The organism is Bacillus amyloliquefaciens DSM 7 = ATCC 23350, from assembly GCF_000196735.1.
GTDB lineage: Bacteria > Bacillota > Bacilli > Bacillales > Bacillaceae > Bacillus > Bacillus amyloliquefaciens.
The window spans coordinates 1,190,242-1,209,858 of sequence record NC_014551.1 but is presented as its reverse complement, the minus strand read 5'-3'; the positions used below and the strand labels follow the sequence as shown (position 1 = coordinate 1,209,858).

The window sequence follows — 19,617 nt, the reverse complement described above, 5'->3', positions numbered from 1 at the left end:
CCGCATGAAAGACGATGACAAAAAACCGCTTGATAATAACGCCCTTAATCAGAAAAAGAACCGGCTTGCCGAAAAAAACCGCCAGGCAGGCAAGAAACAGGAATCGAAAAAACCCGATCACCTATAATCACAAATCCGCTTTCAGGCAATGCCGGCATTCTGGACAGGCTGAAGCTCAAATCTTGGGGCGGAACATCGTATTCTATTTCATTAGTAAGAAACGCTAGGGAAGCTTTCATGACTTCCACGGTCATTCCTTCACCCGGACAGCGGTGGCCGTCAGCCGGATCACCTCCGCCCTGGGGAATGAAATCAAATTTATTTTCCTCCCGTCCCTGAAAACGTTCCGGGCGGAATTCATTCGGATTCTCCCAAAGCCGGGAATCATGGTTTGTTCCATATAGGTCAAGCATGACGGATGCACCCTTTTTAAACTCACAGTTCTTCCATACGAAATCTTTTTTCACAACGGCTCCTAAAAACGGGGCGAACGGGTAATACCGCCGAACTTCATGTACAAATCTTTCGGCCTCCTGATCATCTCCCGACCTCAGCTTGTCCCGATACTCAGGGTGGTCATGCAATGCCAGAGCTGAAAACGCAATGAAGTAAGAAATGGCGGCAATCGGGCGCAGAACATTAATAAGCTCAACAGCAGCCATGTGAGAATCGAGCCTGCTCCCGTCAAGTTCTGTATGAACAGCCATTTCATACAAGGCTGAGCCCTCCGGCGTTTGCAGCTTGCCGGACCGCACATCCTCAATGACCTCCTCTACCCATTTCTCCGTTTTCGGCCTCGCCCTTCTGCCTTTCCAATGACGCGGTCCGACAGCGCCGAATGCGTCTACCATATCGGTGAAATCCTCCGCCCGCTCTTTCACTTCCGAGTCTTTCAGCGGAACGCCGGCCCACTCACAGGCAGCCCGGCACAGCACTTTTTTCGCTTCATCAAAAAGGACAATTCGGTCTGCACCCTCCCACTTTTCCGCAGATGCTTTCCACTGTTTTGCCACCGCTTCCGCAAGCCGTTTTTGCCGGGGAGGTGTCATCAGCGACATAAATAGGAGCTTCCTGTGCTTATGCCGTTCACCGTCCATTGACTGGATTGCCCCTGTTCCGAATAACGTTTTCTGCACCCGTTTGGGGAGGGCTTGCTGGCGCTGAAATCGTTCTGTGTCATAAAAAAGCTTTGCGGCTTCCGCTCCGCTCATACAAATGAATGTCTTCCCTAATAATCGGGCGCGAAACACATCTGAGCGATAATTCTCCGCTCTGTTTTTCACAAATACATATCCATCGCGTAATAAAGCCAGACTATTATCAAGACCCTTTTCATGCGGAATTTGTTCAGTCATCCCGATTCCTCCCTTCTTTTTTCACCTTTCACGAAAAAGAATAAATGTAAAAACTTGTATATTCAGTATTTGTGTTTCATTCAGAAGTTACTCATGTCAGGCTGCAAAAATCAGGGGCGGGGCAAAAGCCTATTACAATGTAAAACGGCGGACCTGATCATTTAACCGTTCTGTCAGACTGCGCAAGGCATTGACACTTTGTGTCATGTTTTTAAAGGATGACAGCTGCTCCAAGGCTGAGGCTGAAATTTCTTCGCTTCCGGCGGCAGTTTCCTGAACGACGGCGCTGATGCTTTCGGCATGCTGCAGCACTTGCTCACCAAGCTGTTTCGATTCGCGGATCTGCCCGTCTAAGTGAGAAAGCTCCGCCTTAATGTGCGCGGCTTTCTGTTCGATATGGGCGAATGATTCTGACGTTTTCTCCATTAGCTCCTGCTGTCTGTCCCCTAAAGCGACGCCGGTCGTAACAGCGCCGGTAATAGATGTGATGCCGCCTTCAATTTGCTTTACCATATCGAAAATCTGCGCGGTTGCTTTGGCTGATCCGTCTGCCAGCTTCCGTATTTCCTCGGCAACGACGGCAAATCCTTTCCCGGCCTCTCCTGCTCTGGCCGCTTCGATCGCCGCATTTAATGACAGCAGATTGGTCTGACCCGCAATGTCAGAAACGGTCTGGGCCATCATACTGATGCCTGCCGCGTGTTTTATGAACAGATCAGCGGCTTTTGAGATTTCTTTTGACGTTTCATTGCTTTTGTCAATCGCTTGTTTTGTTTCTGCCAAAGCACTTCGGCCTGCAGCCACCGCTGAAATGGTGTCCTCGCTGCTTGCAGTGGTCTGTTTTGAGCGCTCGGCATTCGCTTTTGCGTGCTCATCCATTTTTTCAATAAATAACACCGCATGCTGCAAGTCTTCTGAAATGGTTTGTGAGCCCTTTGCCATTTCTTCCGTTGATACGGACACCTGCTCGGTCATTTCCGTGAGTGTCTGGTTTTCTTTCGTCAGGCCTTCTGCAAATGTTTCCACTTCGCGGCCGACCTCTCCGATCGCCTTGATTAAGGTGCGGAGCTGTTCTGTCATGATTCCGAATGAATCATTCAGCTCTTTCAGCTCGTCTTTTCCTTTGTAGTCGAGTTTTTCAACAGCCAGGTTTCCGCCGGCGATCTGCCGCGCGTTTTCGGCCATCAGGCGGATCGGCCCGGCAATTTTCTTTGTCAGCCTGACGGATGAGAGCACGGTAACGGCAAGGAGCACGATTGTTAACACCGCTGCGCTGTAAACAATAAATTGAATTTGATCGGCCGTTTGTTTCTGCATCTGTTCATAACGGCTGCGGCTTTCAAGATTGAGCATGTAAATGTCATTCAGCAGACCGTTGATGCGGGCCGCCGTCCTTGTCGCTTCGGCCGGACTCTTTGTATTCAGGGCCGCAGCAGCCTCCGTCTGCCATGTTTCATATTTTTTGGCGAGCTTTTCATAGGCGGCTTTTCCCGCCGGGTCAGTCATTGTTTTTTGTAGCGCGTTCAGCCGGTCGGAGCTGTTTTTCATATAGGTGCGAACGCTCTCTTTCTGGGCATCGGCGAGTGTGTAGGAATAGCTTGTGATGCTTTCTTTCAATGTATTGAGTTCAGCTTTCGCCGCCTGAACGCTTAACAGCGCTTCGACCTCATCTTCATTTGAGGCTTGAATCTTCATCATGTTTACGATCGTAAAACCGATGACAGCGGCAAAGCATATCATCGTCACGGCCGCGTTAACGAGAAGTCTGGTCCGTAATGTCACGCTCATTCCCCTCCCTTTTCGATCAGCTTGCTTTTCATATCAGCGATTTTTTTTGTCAGCTCATCTGAATTCTTCACGATTCTGATCTGGGCTAAGTCCATGCCATTTTCCTTTAATCCATAAACGATTTGGCCGTTTTTGATTTGCTTTCCGTTTTTTAAATCTTTGGCCAGCTCGTAAATCACATGGTCAACGTTTTTCACTAAAGAGGAGATAACGGCGTGTTCGGCAGTGTAATATTGGTCGCTGTCCACACCGATCGCGTATATCTTTTCGGCCTCCGCTTCCTTCAGCGCGCCGACACCCGTAAAACCGGCCGCCGTAAACAGGACATCGGCTTTCTGATGAATCATTCGTTTGGCGATCTGCTGCCCAAGCTTGTCATTATCAAACGATCCGCTGATTTCAGACAGTACACGAATATTTGGTTTGATTGATTTCGCCCCTTCCACATAGCCTTTTTTAAACCGTTTAATGACGTCGGCATCTGAGCCGCCGATAAATCCGATCGTGCCAGTTTTTGTTGTCAGGGCCGCCAGTGCTCCTGCTAAATAGCTTCCCTCATCTTCTTTAAAGGTAACGGAGGTGACGTTTTTCAGTTCTGACACTGAATCAATCAGCACAAACTGCTGGTTCGGATATTTTTTAGCGACCTTTTCTAAATCCGGCTGCATGCTGTAGCCGAGTGCCACAACAAGATCATTTCCTTCTTTTACAAGTTGAGTCAGTCCTTTTTCATATGTACCGGTATCCTTTATTTCTCTGTAGTCAAATGTGATGCCGAGCTCGTCTCTTGCTTTCATTAAGCCTTGAAAACCAGAATCATTAAAGGACTGGTCGCCAAGTCCGTTGTCCGTCAGCATCATCCCGATTTTTTTCGCCTCACGGCCGGCCGTTTCGTCTGATTGGCTGTTTGCACATCCGGCCGCACCGAGTGCGATCAGCAGAACAGCCGCAAATATCACCATTTTTTTCATTGAAACTCTCCTTTGCGGTTTTTTCTATATATCGGTCTGCGTGTCAGAATATTTTATTTCAATAAAATATTTATTTTTTTGAAAACAAACATGAAAACAAAGAAAATCAGGAATATTGTGGTTTTGAAGGAAATAAAAAACATCGGTTTTGTTCACCGATGTTTTTGCAGAAAATTTATTGTTTTTCGTATGTCCAGCCGTCTTCCTGATATACCTTGCCGTTTTTCATCAGGTGGCCGAGCGCCCGCTTAAAGGCGGCTTTGCTTAAATTGAACCGTTCGCGAATATCGTCAGGATGGCTTTTGTCTCCGTATGGCATCGCGCCGTTTCTTGATCTCAGATAGGTCAAAATCTCTTCAGCGTCAACAGAAAGCGCGTCCTGCTTTCTCGGCAGCAGCGACATGTTGACAGAGCCGTCTTCCTTCACCTCGATGACACGCCCTGTCACACGGCTGCCGAGTCTCGGCTCTTCTTTTCTTTCCGAAGAGTGAATAAACCCGCGGATGCCTTCATCTGTAATAATGAAAGAGCCTGATGCAATCAGCCTGTACACCGTTCCCGTCAGTTCTTTATTCATCATCTCTTCGCCTGCATCTGTAAATAATTCGCTGATGATGTCCTCCGGCGCCGGCTTGGCAAACATGCGCCCGCGGTTTGTCACCTTAAGCATGCAATACAGTCTGTCGCCTTTTTGCGGCCAGACGGATTTATACGGGGGCAGATGCTCCGTTGCGACGAGCGCGTCTTTTGACAGACCGACGTCGACGAATACGCCCATATCCTCCACTTGATCCGTCACTTCCACCCATCCGTAATCATAAAAGCTGATGAGCGGCTTTTTCATCGTCGCCGCGAGCCTTTCCTGATGGTCGACGTAAATAAATACGTCCACTTCATCTCTGTCTTCGATATCCTCTGTGATTTCACTGTTATGTAAAAGAACCGTATCCTCGCCGTCAGTTAAAAAATAACCGAAATCGGTTTGGTGATCTATACTAAGCGTGAGCTGCTGCCCTGGTCTCATGTTATCGTCCTTCCTGCTTCGCCCGTATGAGGCTGATGTTTTTCTCATTTTTTCCAATTCACACAAATTCATGCTTTATGCTGTTGGACATTTCTCTTTATTCTACTATAATCAACTCATAAGTGAAATGTTATAGGAGGTTTTCTCATGGCAAAAGAAAGTTCTTTTGATATCGTATCAAAAGTTGAATTTCCCGAAGTTCAGAATGCGATTCAGATGACGCTGAAAGAAATCGGCACGCGCTATGACTTTAAAGGATCTAAAAGCGATGTGAGTTTAGAAAAGGAAGAACTTGTCCTGATTTCAGATGACGAGTTTAAATTGAATCAGCTCAAAGATGTGCTGAGCGGCAAGCTGATCAAACGGGATGTGCCGACGAAAAACATTGAATACGGCAAAATTGAAAATGCCTCGGGAGGCACAGTGCGCCAGCGCGCGAAGCTTGTACAGGGCATTGATAAAGACAACGCAAAAAAAATCAATGCAGTGATTAAAAACTCCGGCTTGAAAGTAAAGTCGCAGATTCAGGACGACCAAGTGCGCGTCACCGGAAAAAATAAAGATGATCTGCAGCAGATTATTGCAGCCGTCCGCGGTGCAGACCTGCCGATTGATGTTCAATTTATTAATTTTAGATAAATTATGTGATTCCTATTGATTATTGTCTCTATTTTCGGTAAATTTGGAGAAAGGGATTTTCACAGTTAAGTTTTGGAAACCCATGACAATTAAATGAACGTTCTTATCAAGAGAAGCCGAGGGACTGGCCCGACGACGCTTCAGCAACCGGTGTAATGGTTTACCCAAACCATGACCAAGGTGCTAAATCCAGCAAGCTAATAAACAGCTTGGAAGATAAGAAGAGAGACAAATGATCACAAAGTCTTCTTCTTAAGAAGACTTTTTTTATTTCTCTTTTTTCCTTGCTGAATGTGATGAAGGAGGCAAACAATGGGACTATTACAAGACTTGGAAGAACGGATATTAATCGGGGACGGCGCGATGGGCACTCTCCTTTATTCCTACGGCATTGACAGATGTTTTGAGGAACTGAACGTCTCAAAGCCCGAGGAAATCAAGCGGATACATAAGGCTTACGTGGAAGCCGGGGCAGACATCGTTCAAACAAACACGTACGGCGCGAATTTTATTAAGCTCTCAAGATACGGACTTGAAGATGACACGAAAAGAATCAATCAGGAGGCGGTCAGAATCGCGCGCGCTTCCTCAGACGGCGCTTATGTTTTGGGAACGATGGGCGGCATCCGCACCTTCAACAAAAACGCCTACAGCCTTGAGGAGATTAAACGCAGCTTTCGGGAGCAGCTTTATTTACTGCTTCACGAGGAGCCGGACGGCCTGCTCTTGGAAACATACTATGATTTAGAAGAAGCGCGCGAAGTGCTGAAGATCGCCAGAAAAGAAACGGAACTCCCGATCATGCTGAACGTTTCCATGCACGAACAGGGCGTGCTGCAGGACGGAACACCGCTTCGGGAAGCGCTCAGATCAATTGCCGGCCTCGGCGCTGATATAACGGGAATCAATTGCCGGCTCGGCCCGTACCACATGATTGAAGCCCTTACCGAAGTGCCTATTTTCCGTGACGCTTATTTATCGGTCTATCCGAACAGCAGCCTTCCGTCTTTAGAAGGAGGCCGGCTTGTTTATGATACGGACGATGCCTATTTCCGGGAGAGCGCCATACAATTCCGCACTCAGGGCGCGCGCATTATCGGAGGCTGCTGCGGCACAACGCCCAACCACATCAGAGCCATGGCTGATGCGGTCCACGGACTTTCACCCGTTACTGATAAAGAAGTGAAAATCAGACGGGAAGAAGAAGTCATCTCAGTCCGGGATGAACGGACCGATCCGGGTTTAGACGAAATCGCCGCGCAAAAACGGTCAATCATCGTAGAGCTTGATCCGCCGAAAAAATTGAATTTTGGCAAATTTCTGCAAGCGGCGGCTGAATTAAAGGAAACCGGCATAGAAGCGCTGACGCTCGCCGACAATTCATTGGCGACACCGAGGATCAGCAATGCAGCCTGCGGTTCATTACTGAAAGAGCGCCTTGATATCCGTTCTCTCGTCCACATTACATGCAGAGACCGCAATATCATCGGCCTTCAGTCACATTTAATGGGGCTGGATACGCTCGGGCTCACCGACATTTTAGCCATCACGGGCGATCCTTCAAAAATCGGCGACTTTCCGGGAGCTACCTCCGTCTATGATTTGACGTCCTTTGACTTGATCAGGCTGATTAAGCAATTCAACGAGGGCATTTCTTTATCAGGGAAACCGCTCGGCAAGAAAACGAACTTTTCCGTAGCCGGGGCATTCAATCCGAATGTCCGCCATCTTGATAAGGCGGTAAAACGGCTGGAGAAAAAAATCGAGTGCGGAGCCGACTACTTCGTGTCTCAGCCTGTTTACTCAGAGCAGCAGCTCATTGACATTCATCATGAAACGAAGCATCTCAAAACGCCGGTGTATATCGGCATTATGCCGTTAACGAGCAGCCGCAACGCAGAGTTCATTCATCATGAAATACCGGGCATTAAGCTGTCAGACAGCATCCGGGAAAAAATGGCGCAGGGCGGTGAAGATAAGCGGAAGCAGAAAGCCGAGGGCCTTGCCATCGCCAAGTCGCTTCTTGACACGGCGTGCGAACTGTTTAACGGAATCTATTTAATCACCCCGTTTCTCCGTTCTGATTTGACGTCAGAACTCGCAGCTTATATTAAGCAAAAGGATGAAAAACGGGCTGATGTATATTTGCATTGATGTGAAAACAAGCCGCCTGATATGACAGGCGGCTTTTTCATGGTACGATACAGAAAAAGAATCAAGCAAAGGAGGATTTTTTTTATGGTTGAAGTAAAACCCATCACCGCAGAAGACACGTACGCGATCAGACACAGCGTGCTGCGCCCCCATCAGACGATAGAGGATTGTAAATATGATCAGGACAGCGTAAAAGGAGCTTTTCATCTCGGAGGTTTTTACGACGGACAATTGATCAGCATCGCTTCTTTCTATCCGCAGTCTCAGCAGGCATTAAAAGCTGAGCCCGCCTACCAGCTGCGCGGCATGGCGACGCTTGAGGAATACCGGACACAAAAAGCGGGAAGCACATTAATCGCCTATGCAGAACGGAAACTGGCCGATATGGGGGCGGCGCTTGTCTGGTGCAACGCCAGATATCACGTGAAAGGATATTACGAAAAGCTCGGCTGGACAAGCATCGGCAGCCCCTTTGACATACCCGGCATCGGCCCGCATGTGATCATGTATAAAGAACTCGCTTGAAACAGACAAAAGCCCTTGGCGTCTCTTATAAGGGCTTTGTTTTGTTATTTTTAGCGTTAAGCGAATCCGTACATCACGTCCCACTCCCCATGCTTTTTTAAGCGCCGCTATTGACGCTCTCCCGCTTTTTTATTACCCTTTGTTCATTAAGCAACAAGCAATTCGGCAAGGACGGCAGGTGTGAAACGATATCTGTCAATTGCTGATTTCAGCTATTTTTTAAGAAAAGGGAGTAAAAGATGAATACGATCCAAAAACCGAAAATCCCGAAAGAATTGCCGGTGCTTTCTTTCACCAAAGCGCTTCAGGACGAACAGATCAAAGATGTCATAATTGAAAACGAAATCATAAGCGGAAAACTGCACAGCCTGCGCGCTGAAAAAGTCATATTCAGAAACATGGTTTTTACAGATGTCTCTTTCAGACATATGGAATGTACGGATGTTCTGTTTGAAAAATGTGATCTCTCAAACGCTGATTTCAGCGGAAGCATCATCCATAGAACGGTCTTTCAGCATTCAAAACTTCTCGGCCTGAACTTGGCGGATTCCGCTATGCGCAATGTGCGGTTTGAAGACTGCCTCGCAAATTACAGCTCGTTCAGCTATTCCAATATGAAGCATGTCCGGTTTGACACGTGCGCTCTTTTAGAAAGCGAGTGGAATGATGCCGCCCTTGAACACACAGAACTTAACGCATGTGATCTGAACGGCGCAAACTTCATCGGCACGTCCCTTTTTAACATGGATATCAGTACGTGCACATTTGATCACCTGCACGTCTCACTTGATAAGCTGAAAGGATGCCGCATCTCTCCGGCGCAGGCCGTTACATTCGCAGAAGCGCTCGGAGCCATCGTGACGTAATCCCCTGAACTACAAAACGAAACGGCGGGCGATGTCCGCTATCGTTTGAATGCCTTTTTCCAAGTCCGGCAAGGATGCGTACGAATAGGAAAGACGCAGACTTTGCCGGGCTTCGGGAAGGTAAAGAGCTCCCGGATTGATCAGCACGCCGGCCTCCAGTGCACGGGTGAAAAACGTTTGAACGGCGAACGCTTTATGAAAGGTGACCCAAATATAAAAGCCTCCCTCCGGTACATGCCACTCCGCAATATCTCCCGCGTATTTCTCAAGAAAATGCAATGCCGCATCTCTCCTGATTTTGAGTTCCTTTCTGAGACGCAAGAGACGCGTTTCATAGCGGCCGTTTGACAGCCATTGGCATGCCGCCCATTGAGATAACGCGCTGGAGCCGTAATCCGTCTGCATTTTAATATCGGCAAGCCTGTCTGCAACCGGCTCAGGGGCGACGGCCCATCCGATGCGCAGACCCGGGCTTACGGTTTTTGACAGCGTGCCGATATACAGCACGTTTCCCTCACCGTCCATAGATTTCAACGGAGGCGGCGGTTCTTTATCGATCCATAAATCACCGTACGCGTCATCTTCAATGACAGGCAGGCGTTGATTTCTTGCGAGCGCGATAAGATCTTTCCGCCGCTTATATGACATCACCGTTCCCGTCGGATTTTGAAATGACGGAATGGTGTACAGCAGCCCTGCTTCGTATTGCCATCCGTAAGCGGGAAGGTGATCCGTTTTGATTCCGTTCTCATCCATCGGCACCCCCTTAAGCCTGATGCCGGCTGATTGAAACACACGCAGGGAATGAAGATACGACGGATTTTCAGTCAGCATGACGGAGTTTGGTTTTAACAGCCCGATTGAAATGAGCTGAAGCGCCTGCAGCGCCCCTGAGACGATTAAGATGGATGCCGGAGACGCGTAAATGCCCTTTGTTTTTAAATGTTCCGAGACGCATTGCCGAAGCTTCAAGCTGCCCTTCGGTTCCTCATAGCCGAGCGCAAAGATTTCAGTCCCCGCTTCACGGAACAGTTCGGCCATCTCTTGCTCAGGAAGCAGCTCCGAACTCAGCTCACCCGTTCCCAGCCGAATCAGATCCGGACGCGGCTCGTTTTGATTAATGGCCTGAATCAAGGCTGAATTCGGCTGATGACTTCCCGATGTAACGTATGTGCTCCAATCAAGGGGCTTAGCCGCTGCCATGACGCTCCACGTATTGTTGACGACTTTTGTGCCTCCCCCGCTTTTTCCTTCCAGAAGACCTTGTGCGATCAACTCATCAATTGCTGCCGTCACTGTGCTTCGATTGACTTGAAGCTCCTCAGCCAGCTTTCTTTGTGAGGGGATTTTCGTACCGATCGTCCATTCCCCGTGAAGTATTTTTTCTTTCATATGCTGTTCGATCTGGAGATAAAGCGGTATGTATGACTCCCGATCCGGACGCCAGCTCTTCATACGGCACCCCTCCTTTTTTACTTATTATACATTTGGCTGGTTCAGATACCAACCAAATGGCCGGAGACATCAGCACACGATCCGTCTACAATGAGATTCAGCTGATGATTGGAGGAATTTATGATATGAATGCCATTTTTCACGGAGTGATGCTCGCTTTCGGCCTTATCTTGCCATTAGGCGCGCAAAACGTATTTATTTTTCAGCAGGGAGCCTGGCAGAAACATGTGTGGCAGGCGTTCCCCGCAGTGATAGCCGCCGCGGTATGCGATACGATTCTCATCACCGCCGCCGTCGCAGGCGTGTCAGTGATTATTGCGGAGATTCCTGTCTTCCGGACTGTCATGCTTATTTGCGGCTTTTTGTTTCTCAGTTTTTTAGGCTGGCAGACTTGGCGAAGCAAGCCGCAGGCCGAACAGGCGAAAAAAACGGTTTTCACGGCAAAAAAACAGGCAGCCATGGCAGCCGTGGTGTCCCTTTTGAACCCCCATGCGATCTTGGATACCGTCAGTGTCATCGGCACGAGCTCCGCCGCCTACCCGGGAATTGATAAATGGCTGTTTGCCGGTGCTTGTATTGCGGTTTCCTGGGTTTGGTTCGCCGGACTGGCATTTGCGGGACGGCTCGTCCAAACGGCGGATTCGGGCGGCCGGCTGCTCGGCATCCTGAATAAATGCTCGGCATTGGTGATGTGGGGGGCGGCTGTTTATTTTGCGGCGCTTTTGCTCCGATAAAAAGGAGTTCCGGCAAGTCATGTTGAATGTACCGAAGGGAAAAGGGGGAATTGGAATGTCAGAGATTCTAAAGCTGCATCACTACCACAGGTGGGCGAATGAGCAAGTCATTCAGCACCTGAAGACCATGCCCGCGGCAAGCTTACAGCAGGAACTGAAAAGTGTTTTCCCGACCGTGAACGCCGTGCTTGTGCATATATGCCGGGCCGATTACATCTGGCTTCACGTGCTTTACGGAGAAACTTACGAACAAATCGTCTCGCGATTTGATCAATTTGAAAAGCTTGGCGGAGATTTGGGGGCGATTGAACATAGAATGACAGAGCAGTACGAAGATTACAGCCGATTTTTAAAAGTACTGGAGAATCCAGAAGGTCCGATCTCTATTTCTCACCCGCGCCTGGGAACGCTGAAGACGACATATGCAGATGTGATCCGGCATGTTGTGAATCACGGCACATACCATCGCGGCAACATAAGCGCGATGCTTCATCAAATGGGATATAAAGGCGTGCCGACTGACTACATTTTTTTTCAGACGAATCATAAAAAAGCAAAGGCATGCTGAGCCTTTGCTTTTTCTCTTCGAATCTATCACAACCCGGCATAGCTGGAAGCGCCCGGGGTAAGCTTTACAGCCCTTCCGGTTTTAAAAGATTCCGTCGCGGCGATCCCGATTTCTAAGTTAATCGCTGCATCAACGTCTGTCACAATCGGAGTTTCCCCTTTTTTCACACATTCGGCAAAGTGCTCAAGCTCCAGACGATATGCGTCTTTAAAGCGGGCTTGAAAATCCGGGATAATTTCGTAGCTGCTGCCAGACTGCGTTAAAACGGTAACATGGCTTTTCCGCAGCGTACCGACTAAAATGCTTCCCGTCGTGCCGATAATTTCGGCGCGGATGTCATGGCCGTACGGAGAATTTCGGCTTGCCTCCACATCGCCGGCCGCGCCTGAGTCAAACTCAAGATACGTTAACGCCTGATCAACATCGCCGCATTCCTCCATGAACGGGTGCTTTAAAATTCTCCCGTGCCCGCTGACGGACGTAACCTCGGCATTCATGAGATATCTCGCGATGTCGTAATCATGAATGGAACAGTCAATGAAAAGCCCTCCGCTATGTTTGATAAATTCAGCGGGCGGTGCGCCTTGATCTCTCGTAAACCCTTTATAATAAATGGGGTTGCCGATTTCTCCGGCGTCAATTCTTCTTTTCGCGTCGGCGTAAGCCGGGTCAAACCGCCTCATAAACCCGACCTGGCAGATGACGCCCGTTTCTTCGATTTTTTTCATGACTTCTTTAGATTCCTCAAGACTAAGGGTCAGCGGCTTTTCAACAAAGATGTGCTTTCCGTTTTCAGCGGCCTTGGTAATCATTTCCGCATGTGTGCTTGTCGGGGTGACAATGATGACGGCGTCAATCGCCTCATCTTCCAGCAGATCATTCGGATTTTCCGTCCATTTGGCGATTCCTAATTCTTTCGCACACGCTTCCGCCTTCCCCTTCATTGGGTCACAGACGGCCGCAAGCTCGGCTCCCCGAACTTCGCTGACTAAATGCTTTGCATGAAAAAATCCTAATCGCCCTAATCCCAGCACCGCACATCTGATTTGATCTGTCATATATCTCCGCTCCTTTTACCTTGAGGCCGCATGCCGCGTTAAAGCAAGCGGTTTCTCTTATTAAACTTGCTTTTTTTCATCTATCATTCTTTCATAATCATCATTGAAAAAGCGCTTTATTTATAATGTAAGCTGATTGCTTATTTTGTTTTGCGCAAGCGCTTTCCCAAAAGCTGATTTTATTTTACAATGCTTTTCACTCGTTTGACAATGTTTTTCACAGAAAAAAACGCGCCTCATTGCTGCGGGCGCGTTTTTGCCGGTGCCGTAGACTGCCTGATGACAAGTTCCGGAGATAAAACAATTTTACTTTTTGCTTTTTTCTTCCCTTGAATCTCATCAATGAGAAGTTCAACGACGCGCCTCCCCATTTCGCGGATAGGCTGGGAAATCGTCGTGAGCGGAGGAGCCGTCATCTCAGCGAGAATGGTATTGTCAAAGCCGATGACGGACAAGTCTTCCGGCACCCGAATGCCCCGGGAGCGCGCAGCCTGTATTGCCGCGCACGATAACACATCATTAAAAGCGAAAACGGCGGTCGGAAGGTCTCTGTCAAACAGCTCGGCCGCTGCCTGTTTTCCGCTTTCCAGCGAATATTCCGTCGGAATGATGAGCGATTCATCGAGTGTCATCCCCGCTTGACGCATCGCTTTTTGAAAACCTTTGATTCTGTCTCTTTCACCCGTGGTCGAGCCGTTGCCGACGATACAGGCGATCTTTTTATGGCCTAAAGATATAAGGTGTTGAGCCGCCGTATAGCCGCCGAGAAAATCATCGATAATGACGACGTCCATCGGCGCGAGCGGTTTATCCTGAGTGATCATCGCAAGCGGGGTGCCTGATTTCACAATATCATCAAGCGCCGTGACGCTGTCATCATGATCAAGCCCCGTCGCGAAAATAATGCCGTCCGCCTGCTTCTGCCGCAGCATGGAGAAATACTTCGTTTCTTTTTCAGGCTGGTAATCCGTGCTGCAGATAATGATATGAAACCCAAGGACACCGGCACTGTCTTCAATGCTTTTCGCCAGTTCCCCGAAAAACGGATTTGAAATATCCGGGGTGATCAGGCCGATCATATTCGTCTTTTTGCCCGTCAAAGCGGATGCGTGAACATTCGGATGATAGTCCATCTCCTCCATGACACGGAGCACCATCCGCCGTGTTTTGTCACTGATCCTCCCCGTGTTGTTGATGACCCGCGAGACGGTCGAAATGGAGACGCCCGCCTTTTCGGCCACATCGTAAATTGTCATTTTCATGCTTACTAATCCCTCTTCTGTTCTCTGGTTTTAGGTCAGTCCGTTTTCCTGCTTACGAATTTGCGGTATTCAAGCGGCGTAATGCCTTCAATCTGTTTGAACAGTTTAGAAAAATAGGTCGGGTCCTCCATGCCGATGGCGTCTGCGATTGCCCCCATTTTGTCATTTGTGGCGGACAAAAGACGCTTCGCCTCCGTCATTCTGACTTTGTTCGTATACTGGCCGGGCGTAACGCCGAGCACCTGCTGCATACAGCGGGTCACGTAGTCTTGGTTGTAATGAAGAGCCGAAGAGAGCGCTTTGATGGTGGTTTTCTCCTGATAGTGCTCCTGCAGATACCGGGCGGCCTCCCATGCGACTCTTTCCTTTGCGGACGGTATTTGGAACGCTTCCTTTTGAAGATGAAGCAGCAGCTCTTCAAACAGAATCTGCTTTCTGAGCGGCAGATCGGAGTTCTCTGCGCTGTCATCAGTCAGGACGCTGAATTGCCCGGCCATAAACTGCGGGCGCCTCACCTTACCTTTTTGCGGCAGGGACAGGCGGTAGCGGGCCGGCTCTTCAAAGCTGCCTTTTTTCCGCCTCAGCTCCGCCCAGTTATTCCCGGTTGTTTCCGTCACCTCATATGCCGTTCCCTCAAAATGAAGCCACGAATAGGATGTCGTTTCTTCACTTCCTTTTGTCCCGTAATGTTCAAGGCCAGGAGAAAGCAGAATATATTCTCCGGCTTCTACGGAAAAGGCGTTTTCGTCTTCTGTAATGTAGAGGACGCCTTTTTTCACATACAGCAGATCAAACACCGGGAAGACCCGTCTCACATGGGTTTCGCCTTTTTTGAACGTCCCTTCTCCCGCAGCGATAAAGACCGGGAACGGAGGGACTGTGAACTCGAGAAAGGACATATTTTCGGCCCTCCTTTTTAAGTCGGATTTTTGCAAGAAGTTTCGTTTCTCTCCCTTTTTATTATAAGAAAATGGAGGTACACTTTTAAACGTTGATTTTGTCAGGAAAGGGGTTAAAAGAAATGAAACAAGCGATTTTAAAACGGACTGCATTCAAACAATCCTCTGATCACAAACTCTCATTATACGCGCTGACTTGGCCGATATTTATTGAGGTTTCATTATATATGTTTATGGGAAACGCCGACACTCTTATGCTTAGCCAATACTCTGACAACAGTGTGGCGGCCGTGGGTGTCAGCAATCAGATTTTAAATTTAATTATCGTGATGTTCAGCTTTATCGCAACGGGCACGACAATTGTGATTTCGCAGTTTTTAGGTTCTAAGCAGAAAAAAGAGGCGCAGGAAGTGGCTTATGTTTCGATAGGAGCGAACTTTGTCATCAGTCTCGCCATCAGCGCCGCCGTGTTTTTCGCGGCCGTTCCGATGCTTCATGTTATGGGTCTTTCCAATGAATTGATGCCCGATGCCAAAGTCTTTTTACAGGTGGTCGGCGGGCTGTCATTCATTCAGGCCCTGATTATGACGTTCAGCGCCATTTTAAAAAGCTACGGTCATACGAAGGATACGATGTTCGTTACGATCGGGATGAATATTTTAAATATCGCCGGAAACTTTCTTGTCATCTTCGGACCGCTCGGCCTGCCGGTGTTAGGCGTCGCCGGGGTTGCGATGTCAACGTCCATCGCGCGGATCATCGGGTTAGTTGCTATGATTGTAATCGTCAAAAAACGCATCGGACTCGGTCTGACATGGAAAAAGATCTTTCACGTTCATAAAGAGCACTTGCGGAAACTATTGAAAATCGGGATTCCGTCTGCCGGCGAACAGCTGTCTTATAACATTTCACAAATGGTTGTCACTTATTTTATCGCCATCATGGGCGCCCAGGCGCTCACAACAAAGGTTTATACACAAAACATCACGATGTTTATCCTGCTGTTCGGAACGGCGATCAGCCAGGGCACACAGATTTTGATCGGCAGATATATCGGCGCCAAACAGTTTGACGACGCTTATGACCGCTGCATGAAAAGTCTGTACTGGGCGCTTGGCATTGCCGCTTTGACATCCGTTATCATGACCTTGTTTTCAAAGCAGCTGATCGGAATTTTCACAAGCAGCCCTGACATTATTACGACGGCGAGCATGCTGATTGCCATGACGATCATTCTTGAGCCCGGCCGTTCATTTAATGTCATTATCATCAACTCGCTCCGGGCCGCCGGAGATGCAAAATTCCCCGTCTATATGGCGATGATCTCCATGTGGGGCATCGGTCTGCCTCTCGCTTATCTGTTCGGCATCCATTTCGGATTGGGGCTTATGGGCATCTGGATTTCATTTATCGCGGATGAATGGGTCAGAGGCATTCTCATGTACAGAAGATGGAAGTCGCGGATTTGGATTCAAAAAGGGATTGCATAAACGCCCGAAGCTTCGTTGTGAAGCCGGGCGTTTTTTTATGCCTGTGTAAGCCGCTTTCTCATGTCATCGAGCTCTGACCGGTAATGTGCCAGCAAACCGGTAACGGCCGGCCTTGAGTATAACGGAAACAGCTCCAGCTCTTCAGACGCCTCTTCGAAATACGCCTCGGCTTCGAAAGTGATATACTCCCATACATTCATAAAAGCTTTGTTGATGGTATGTCTCTCCAGCTCTTCTTCCGTATAGCCGAATTGTTCCATCACCTGACGCGGAAGACGCTTTTTCATCCGCTCATCCGTATGAATCCCAGTGAGAACCCGGGTCAGCTGAACGGCGGCTCCTAATGAAACAGCAGCATGGCGGAGCTTCTCTTGATTTCGGCGCGCGCAAACCGGCAGCAGAAGCAGACCGAGCGCTCCGCCTGTTTGGCCCGCGTACATCAGCAGGTCATCAAACTCTTGATAGGTCTCTTTTTCTCTGTCAGACCTTTGGCCGGCGATAAACTCACAGAACGGCTCTTCTTCCAGCCCAAATTGCTGCCGCACGTCGGCGAGCGCCTCCCACAAAAAGCCTTCGGGGCTTGTCCCGTTCAAAACGTCTTGTGCCGCCTGTTCAAATCCCTCAAATTCCTGAACATCCGCAAGCTTCTCAGCTTCATGAAACAAAGCAAGCACAGCCCATGCGGCCTGCCTGTTTTTTGGCGGCAGGGATGAAAAAGTTTGTTTATATAAAGGAAAATGCGCCTCGGCAAGCTGCGCGCATGTTTCGTATTCGGTCATGGTATCACTCCTCTGTTTTTTAGTGTACCATATGTTTCACAATAAAAAGACCGATATCCTCAGCGGAAACCGGTCGCGGCACTGTTATTCTTCTATATCAATGCGGTACGCCTCAAACCATGTATGGATTTGGGCAAGATGGGCGATCAGCTGCGGGCCTTTCATCAGCTGGCCGAACCATGGAACCTGAAAAGATGAACCCTCTGTTTCCAGCAGCATCTCCAGTTTTTTTCTGTCGAGCAGGGTGTGAAGCACGGAATCTTTTTGTTGTAAAATCGTTTTCAGCCACTCTGTAACTCCTTGCGTGTATTTCGGGTGATGCGTTTTCGGATAAGGACTTTTTTTGCGGTACAAAATGTCTTCCGGAAGCAATCCTTCAAGCGCCTTCCGCAAAATGCCTTTTTCCCGGCTGCCATGCATTTTCATTTCCCAAGGGATATTCCAAACGTATTCCACGAGTCTGTGGTCGGCGAACGGCACCCGCACTTCAAGACTTGCACCCATACTCATGCGGTCTTTGCGGTCCAGCAGATTTGTCATAAACCAAAGCATATTTAAGTAGAACAGCTGCCGTCTCGCTTTGTCTGTTCCCGTCTCACCGTCTAACAGCGGTGTTTCCGCAATGGTTTCTTCATATCTCGCATTCACGTATTCTCTTAAGTTCAGGCGTTTTTGCCATTTTTCGTCCAAGAGGGTGATTCTCTCCTCAGTGGATCTCATCCAAGGAAATCCGTCTTCTTCCGCCGCGGTATGAAACCACGGATATCCCCCGAAAATTTCGTCCGCGCATTCTCCGGAAAGACTCACGACAAAATCTTTTTTTATCTCACGGCAGAACCACAACAGCGAGGAATCAACATCAGCCATGCCCGGCAGATCTCTGACGAGAACGGATTCCTCCAGATGTTCAACCAGCTGATCCTGTGTAATTACGCACTGATGGTGCTGTGTGCCGAATGCATTTGTCATTTTATCGATCCACGGGCCGTCATCATTCGGCTGAAAGGCGCTCGCTTTAAAAAATTTGCTGTTCTCCTCATAATCAATTGAATAAGTATGGAGGGGATCTCTGCCTTCTTTCTCAAAATGAGCGGCGGCTATCGCGGTAATCGCGCTCGAATCAAGCCCCCCTGACAAAAATGTGCAGACCGGCACGTCAGATACGAGCTGGCGCGTCACCGCATCCTGAAATAAGTACCGAATATGAGCGGCGGTTTCATCGAAGCTGTCTGTATGCTTTTCGCTCTTTACATTCCAATAACGCCAGATGGACAAACCGTCCTTAGAAAAAGTAAACGCATGAGCGGGACGCACTTCGTGAATTCCTTTAAAAACCCCGCAGCCCGGTGTTCTGGACGGCCCGAGTCCGAAAACTTCCGAAAGTCCGCTGCTGTCTGTGCGGGCTTTCACATCAGGATGAGCAAGGATGGCTTTCAATTCTGATCCAAACAGAAAGGAAGAACCGTGTTCTTTATAAAAAAACGGTTTGACGCCGAGCCGGTCTCGCGCCCCAAACAGGCGCTCCCGCTTTTCATCCCAGATGGCAAAAGCGAAAATACCGTTCAAGCGGTGAACGCACTCCTCCCGCCACTCAATATAGCTGTGCAGCAGCACTTCTGTGTCAGAGGTCCGTTCAAAACGGTGGCCTCTCGCCTGCAGCTCTTTCCGCAATTCTTCCGTGTTATACAGCTCGCCATTATAAATGATGGTGTACGTTTCCTCTTGATGCGTGCAGGCCATCGGCTGGCGGCCGCCTTCAATATCAACGACCGAAAGTCTTTTATGTCCGAATAAAACATGGGGCTCTCCCCAGACGTTTGAATCATCAGGCCCTCGTTTTGAAAGAGTGTCTATCATATTGTTCATAATATGTTTCTCTTGGACGAGCTGCTTTTGAAAATCGACCCAACCCGCAATTCCACACATGTGATATCAGCTCCAATCCCGTTTCTGTCGGTATCAAATTCGTTTCTATCAGCACTTTACCCAGTTTATGCAAAGAAACGCAGATAGTTGATTTGTCCCACTAAGAGTTGTATGAGACAAGCCT

Annotated in this window: 17 protein-coding genes and 1 riboswitch; of the genes, 7 read left to right on the top strand and 10 right to left on the bottom strand. The window is 48.7% G+C overall.

Annotated elements, in window-relative coordinates:
- Nucleotides 1-44: 44 nt before the first annotated feature.
- The 4 genes from BAMF_RS26545 to BAMF_RS26530 all read right to left on the bottom strand — a co-directional run bounded on the left by BAMF_RS26545 (nt 45) and on the right by BAMF_RS26530 (nt 5,186).
- Nucleotides 45-1,355: a cytochrome P450 gene (locus BAMF_RS26545; RefSeq protein WP_013351791.1), complete on the bottom strand. Its 1,311-nt coding sequence runs from the start codon at nt 1,353-1,355 to the stop codon at nt 45-47.
- Nucleotides 1,356-1,487: 132 nt separating this feature from the next.
- On the bottom strand, nt 1,488-3,137 hold the full coding sequence (locus BAMF_RS26540; RefSeq protein ID WP_038462709.1) for a methyl-accepting chemotaxis protein: 1,650 nt from the start codon (nt 3,135-3,137) through the stop codon (nt 1,488-1,490).
- Between the two features lie 2 nt (nt 3,138-3,139).
- Nucleotides 3,140-4,114: a BMP family lipoprotein gene (locus BAMF_RS26535; protein WP_013351789.1), complete on the bottom strand. Its 975-nt coding sequence runs from the start codon at nt 4,112-4,114 to the stop codon at nt 3,140-3,142.
- A gap of 175 nt (nt 4,115-4,289) precedes the next feature.
- Nucleotides 4,290-5,186, bottom strand: coding sequence for a CvfB family protein (locus BAMF_RS26530; RefSeq protein WP_172800825.1), 897 nt, complete (start codon nt 5,184-5,186; stop codon nt 4,290-4,292).
- 99 nt (nt 5,187-5,285) lie between these two features.
- Here BAMF_RS26530 and BAMF_RS26525 point away from each other — a divergent pair, with 99 nt between their 5' ends.
- The 4 genes from BAMF_RS26525 (at nt 5,286) to BAMF_RS26510 (ending at nt 9,322) form a co-directional block, all read left to right on the top strand.
- A complete protein-coding gene (locus BAMF_RS26525) occupies nt 5,286-5,777 on the top strand; it encodes a YajQ family cyclic di-GMP-binding protein (protein ID WP_013351787.1) in 492 nt (163 codons plus the stop codon).
- A gap of 100 nt (nt 5,778-5,877) precedes the next feature.
- A riboswitch (SAM riboswitch) is annotated at nt 5,878-6,000 on the top strand.
- Between the two features lie 89 nt (nt 6,001-6,089).
- The gene (locus tag BAMF_RS26520; protein WP_013351786.1) at nt 6,090-7,931 is read left to right on the top strand and encodes a bifunctional homocysteine S-methyltransferase/methylenetetrahydrofolate reductase; all 1,842 of its coding nucleotides are present in this window, start codon (nt 6,090-6,092) and stop codon (nt 7,929-7,931) included.
- Nucleotides 7,932-8,015: 84 nt separating this feature from the next.
- Nucleotides 8,016-8,456, top strand: coding sequence for a GNAT family N-acetyltransferase (locus BAMF_RS26515; protein WP_013351785.1), 441 nt, complete (start codon nt 8,016-8,018; stop codon nt 8,454-8,456).
- 239 nt (nt 8,457-8,695) lie between these two features.
- Entirely contained in the window at nt 8,696-9,322 is a 627-nt protein-coding gene (locus BAMF_RS26510) for a pentapeptide repeat-containing protein (RefSeq protein ID WP_013351784.1), read from the top strand.
- A 9-nt stretch (nt 9,323-9,331) separates the two neighbouring features.
- On the opposite strand, the gene pdxR is transcribed toward BAMF_RS26510, so the two are convergent.
- A complete protein-coding gene (gene pdxR / locus BAMF_RS26505; protein WP_013351783.1) occupies nt 9,332-10,777 on the bottom strand; it encodes a MocR-like pyridoxine biosynthesis transcription factor PdxR in 1,446 nt (481 codons plus the stop codon).
- A gap of 125 nt (nt 10,778-10,902) precedes the next feature.
- On the opposite strand from pdxR, the gene BAMF_RS26500 reads away from it, so the two are divergent.
- A complete protein-coding gene (locus BAMF_RS26500; protein WP_038463202.1) occupies nt 10,903-11,511 on the top strand; it encodes a LysE/ArgO family amino acid transporter in 609 nt (202 codons plus the stop codon).
- Nucleotides 11,512-11,566: 55 nt separating this feature from the next.
- The gene (locus tag BAMF_RS26495; protein ID WP_038462705.1) at nt 11,567-12,079 is read left to right on the top strand and encodes a DinB family protein; all 513 of its coding nucleotides are present in this window, start codon (nt 11,567-11,569) and stop codon (nt 12,077-12,079) included.
- A gap of 26 nt (nt 12,080-12,105) precedes the next feature.
- On the opposite strand, the gene iolG is transcribed toward BAMF_RS26495, so the two are convergent.
- The 3 genes from iolG to BAMF_RS26480 all read right to left on the bottom strand — a co-directional run bounded on the left by iolG (nt 12,106) and on the right by BAMF_RS26480 (nt 15,298).
- On the bottom strand, nt 12,106-13,137 hold the full coding sequence (gene iolG / locus BAMF_RS26490; protein ID WP_013351780.1) for an inositol 2-dehydrogenase: 1,032 nt from the start codon (nt 13,135-13,137) through the stop codon (nt 12,106-12,108).
- A gap of 236 nt (nt 13,138-13,373) precedes the next feature.
- A complete protein-coding gene (locus BAMF_RS26485) occupies nt 13,374-14,399 on the bottom strand; it encodes a LacI family DNA-binding transcriptional regulator (protein ID WP_013351779.1) in 1,026 nt (341 codons plus the stop codon).
- 35 nt (nt 14,400-14,434) lie between these two features.
- Nucleotides 14,435-15,298, bottom strand: a complete 864-nt coding sequence (locus tag BAMF_RS26480; protein ID WP_013351778.1) for an AraC family transcriptional regulator — start codon at nt 15,296-15,298, stop codon at nt 14,435-14,437.
- A 122-nt stretch (nt 15,299-15,420) separates the two neighbouring features.
- Here BAMF_RS26480 and BAMF_RS26475 point away from each other — a divergent pair, with 122 nt between their 5' ends.
- Nucleotides 15,421-16,788: an MATE family efflux transporter gene (locus tag BAMF_RS26475; protein WP_013351777.1), complete on the top strand. Its 1,368-nt coding sequence runs from the start codon at nt 15,421-15,423 to the stop codon at nt 16,786-16,788.
- 35 nt (nt 16,789-16,823) lie between these two features.
- Here BAMF_RS26475 and BAMF_RS26470 read toward each other — a convergent pair whose 3' ends face one another.
- Both BAMF_RS26470 and asnB read right to left on the bottom strand, forming a co-directional pair.
- On the bottom strand, nt 16,824-17,567 hold the full coding sequence (locus BAMF_RS26470) for a squalene/phytoene synthase family protein (protein ID WP_013351776.1): 744 nt from the start codon (nt 17,565-17,567) through the stop codon (nt 16,824-16,826).
- Nucleotides 17,568-17,651: 84 nt separating this feature from the next.
- Nucleotides 17,652-19,493, bottom strand: coding sequence for an asparagine synthase (glutamine-hydrolyzing) (gene asnB / locus BAMF_RS26465; protein WP_013351775.1), 1,842 nt, complete (start codon nt 19,491-19,493; stop codon nt 17,652-17,654).
- Between the last annotated feature and the right edge of the window lie 124 nt (nt 19,494-19,617).

What these genes read in the sequence shown, in the direction of transcription:
- BAMF_RS26545 (WP_013351791.1), bottom strand. Translation starts at nt 1,355, where the DNA reads ATGACTGAACAAATTCCGCATGAAAAGGGTCTTGATAATAGTCTGGCT.
- BAMF_RS26535 (WP_013351789.1), bottom strand. Translation starts at nt 4,114, where the DNA reads ATGAAAAAAATGGTGATATTTGCGGCTGTTCTGCTGATCGCACTCGGT.
- BAMF_RS26530 (WP_172800825.1), bottom strand. Translation starts at nt 5,186, where the DNA reads ATGAGAAAAACATCAGCCTCATACGGGCGAAGCAGGAAGGACGATAAC.
- BAMF_RS26525 (WP_013351787.1), top strand. Translation starts at nt 5,286, where the DNA reads ATGGCAAAAGAAAGTTCTTTTGATATCGTATCAAAAGTTGAATTTCCC.
- BAMF_RS26520 (WP_013351786.1), top strand. Translation starts at nt 6,090, where the DNA reads ATGGGACTATTACAAGACTTGGAAGAACGGATATTAATCGGGGACGGC.
- BAMF_RS26515 (WP_013351785.1), top strand. Translation starts at nt 8,016, where the DNA reads ATGGTTGAAGTAAAACCCATCACCGCAGAAGACACGTACGCGATCAGA.
- BAMF_RS26510 (WP_013351784.1), top strand. Translation starts at nt 8,696, where the DNA reads ATGAATACGATCCAAAAACCGAAAATCCCGAAAGAATTGCCGGTGCTT.
- pdxR (WP_013351783.1), bottom strand. Translation starts at nt 10,777, where the DNA reads ATGAAGAGCTGGCGTCCGGATCGGGAGTCATACATACCGCTTTATCTC.
- BAMF_RS26500 (WP_038463202.1), top strand. Translation starts at nt 10,903, where the DNA reads ATGAATGCCATTTTTCACGGAGTGATGCTCGCTTTCGGCCTTATCTTG.
- BAMF_RS26495 (WP_038462705.1), top strand. Translation starts at nt 11,567, where the DNA reads ATGTCAGAGATTCTAAAGCTGCATCACTACCACAGGTGGGCGAATGAG.
- iolG (WP_013351780.1), bottom strand. Translation starts at nt 13,137, where the DNA reads ATGACAGATCAAATCAGATGTGCGGTGCTGGGATTAGGGCGATTAGGA.
- BAMF_RS26485 (WP_013351779.1), bottom strand. Translation starts at nt 14,399, where the DNA reads ATGAAAATGACAATTTACGATGTGGCCGAAAAGGCGGGCGTCTCCATT.
- BAMF_RS26480 (WP_013351778.1), bottom strand. Translation starts at nt 15,298, where the DNA reads ATGTCCTTTCTCGAGTTCACAGTCCCTCCGTTCCCGGTCTTTATCGCT.
- BAMF_RS26475 (WP_013351777.1), top strand. Translation starts at nt 15,421, where the DNA reads ATGAAACAAGCGATTTTAAAACGGACTGCATTCAAACAATCCTCTGAT.
- BAMF_RS26470 (WP_013351776.1), bottom strand. Translation starts at nt 17,567, where the DNA reads ATGACCGAATACGAAACATGCGCGCAGCTTGCCGAGGCGCATTTTCCT.
- asnB (WP_013351775.1), bottom strand. Translation starts at nt 19,493, where the DNA reads ATGTGTGGAATTGCGGGTTGGGTCGATTTTCAAAAGCAGCTCGTCCAA.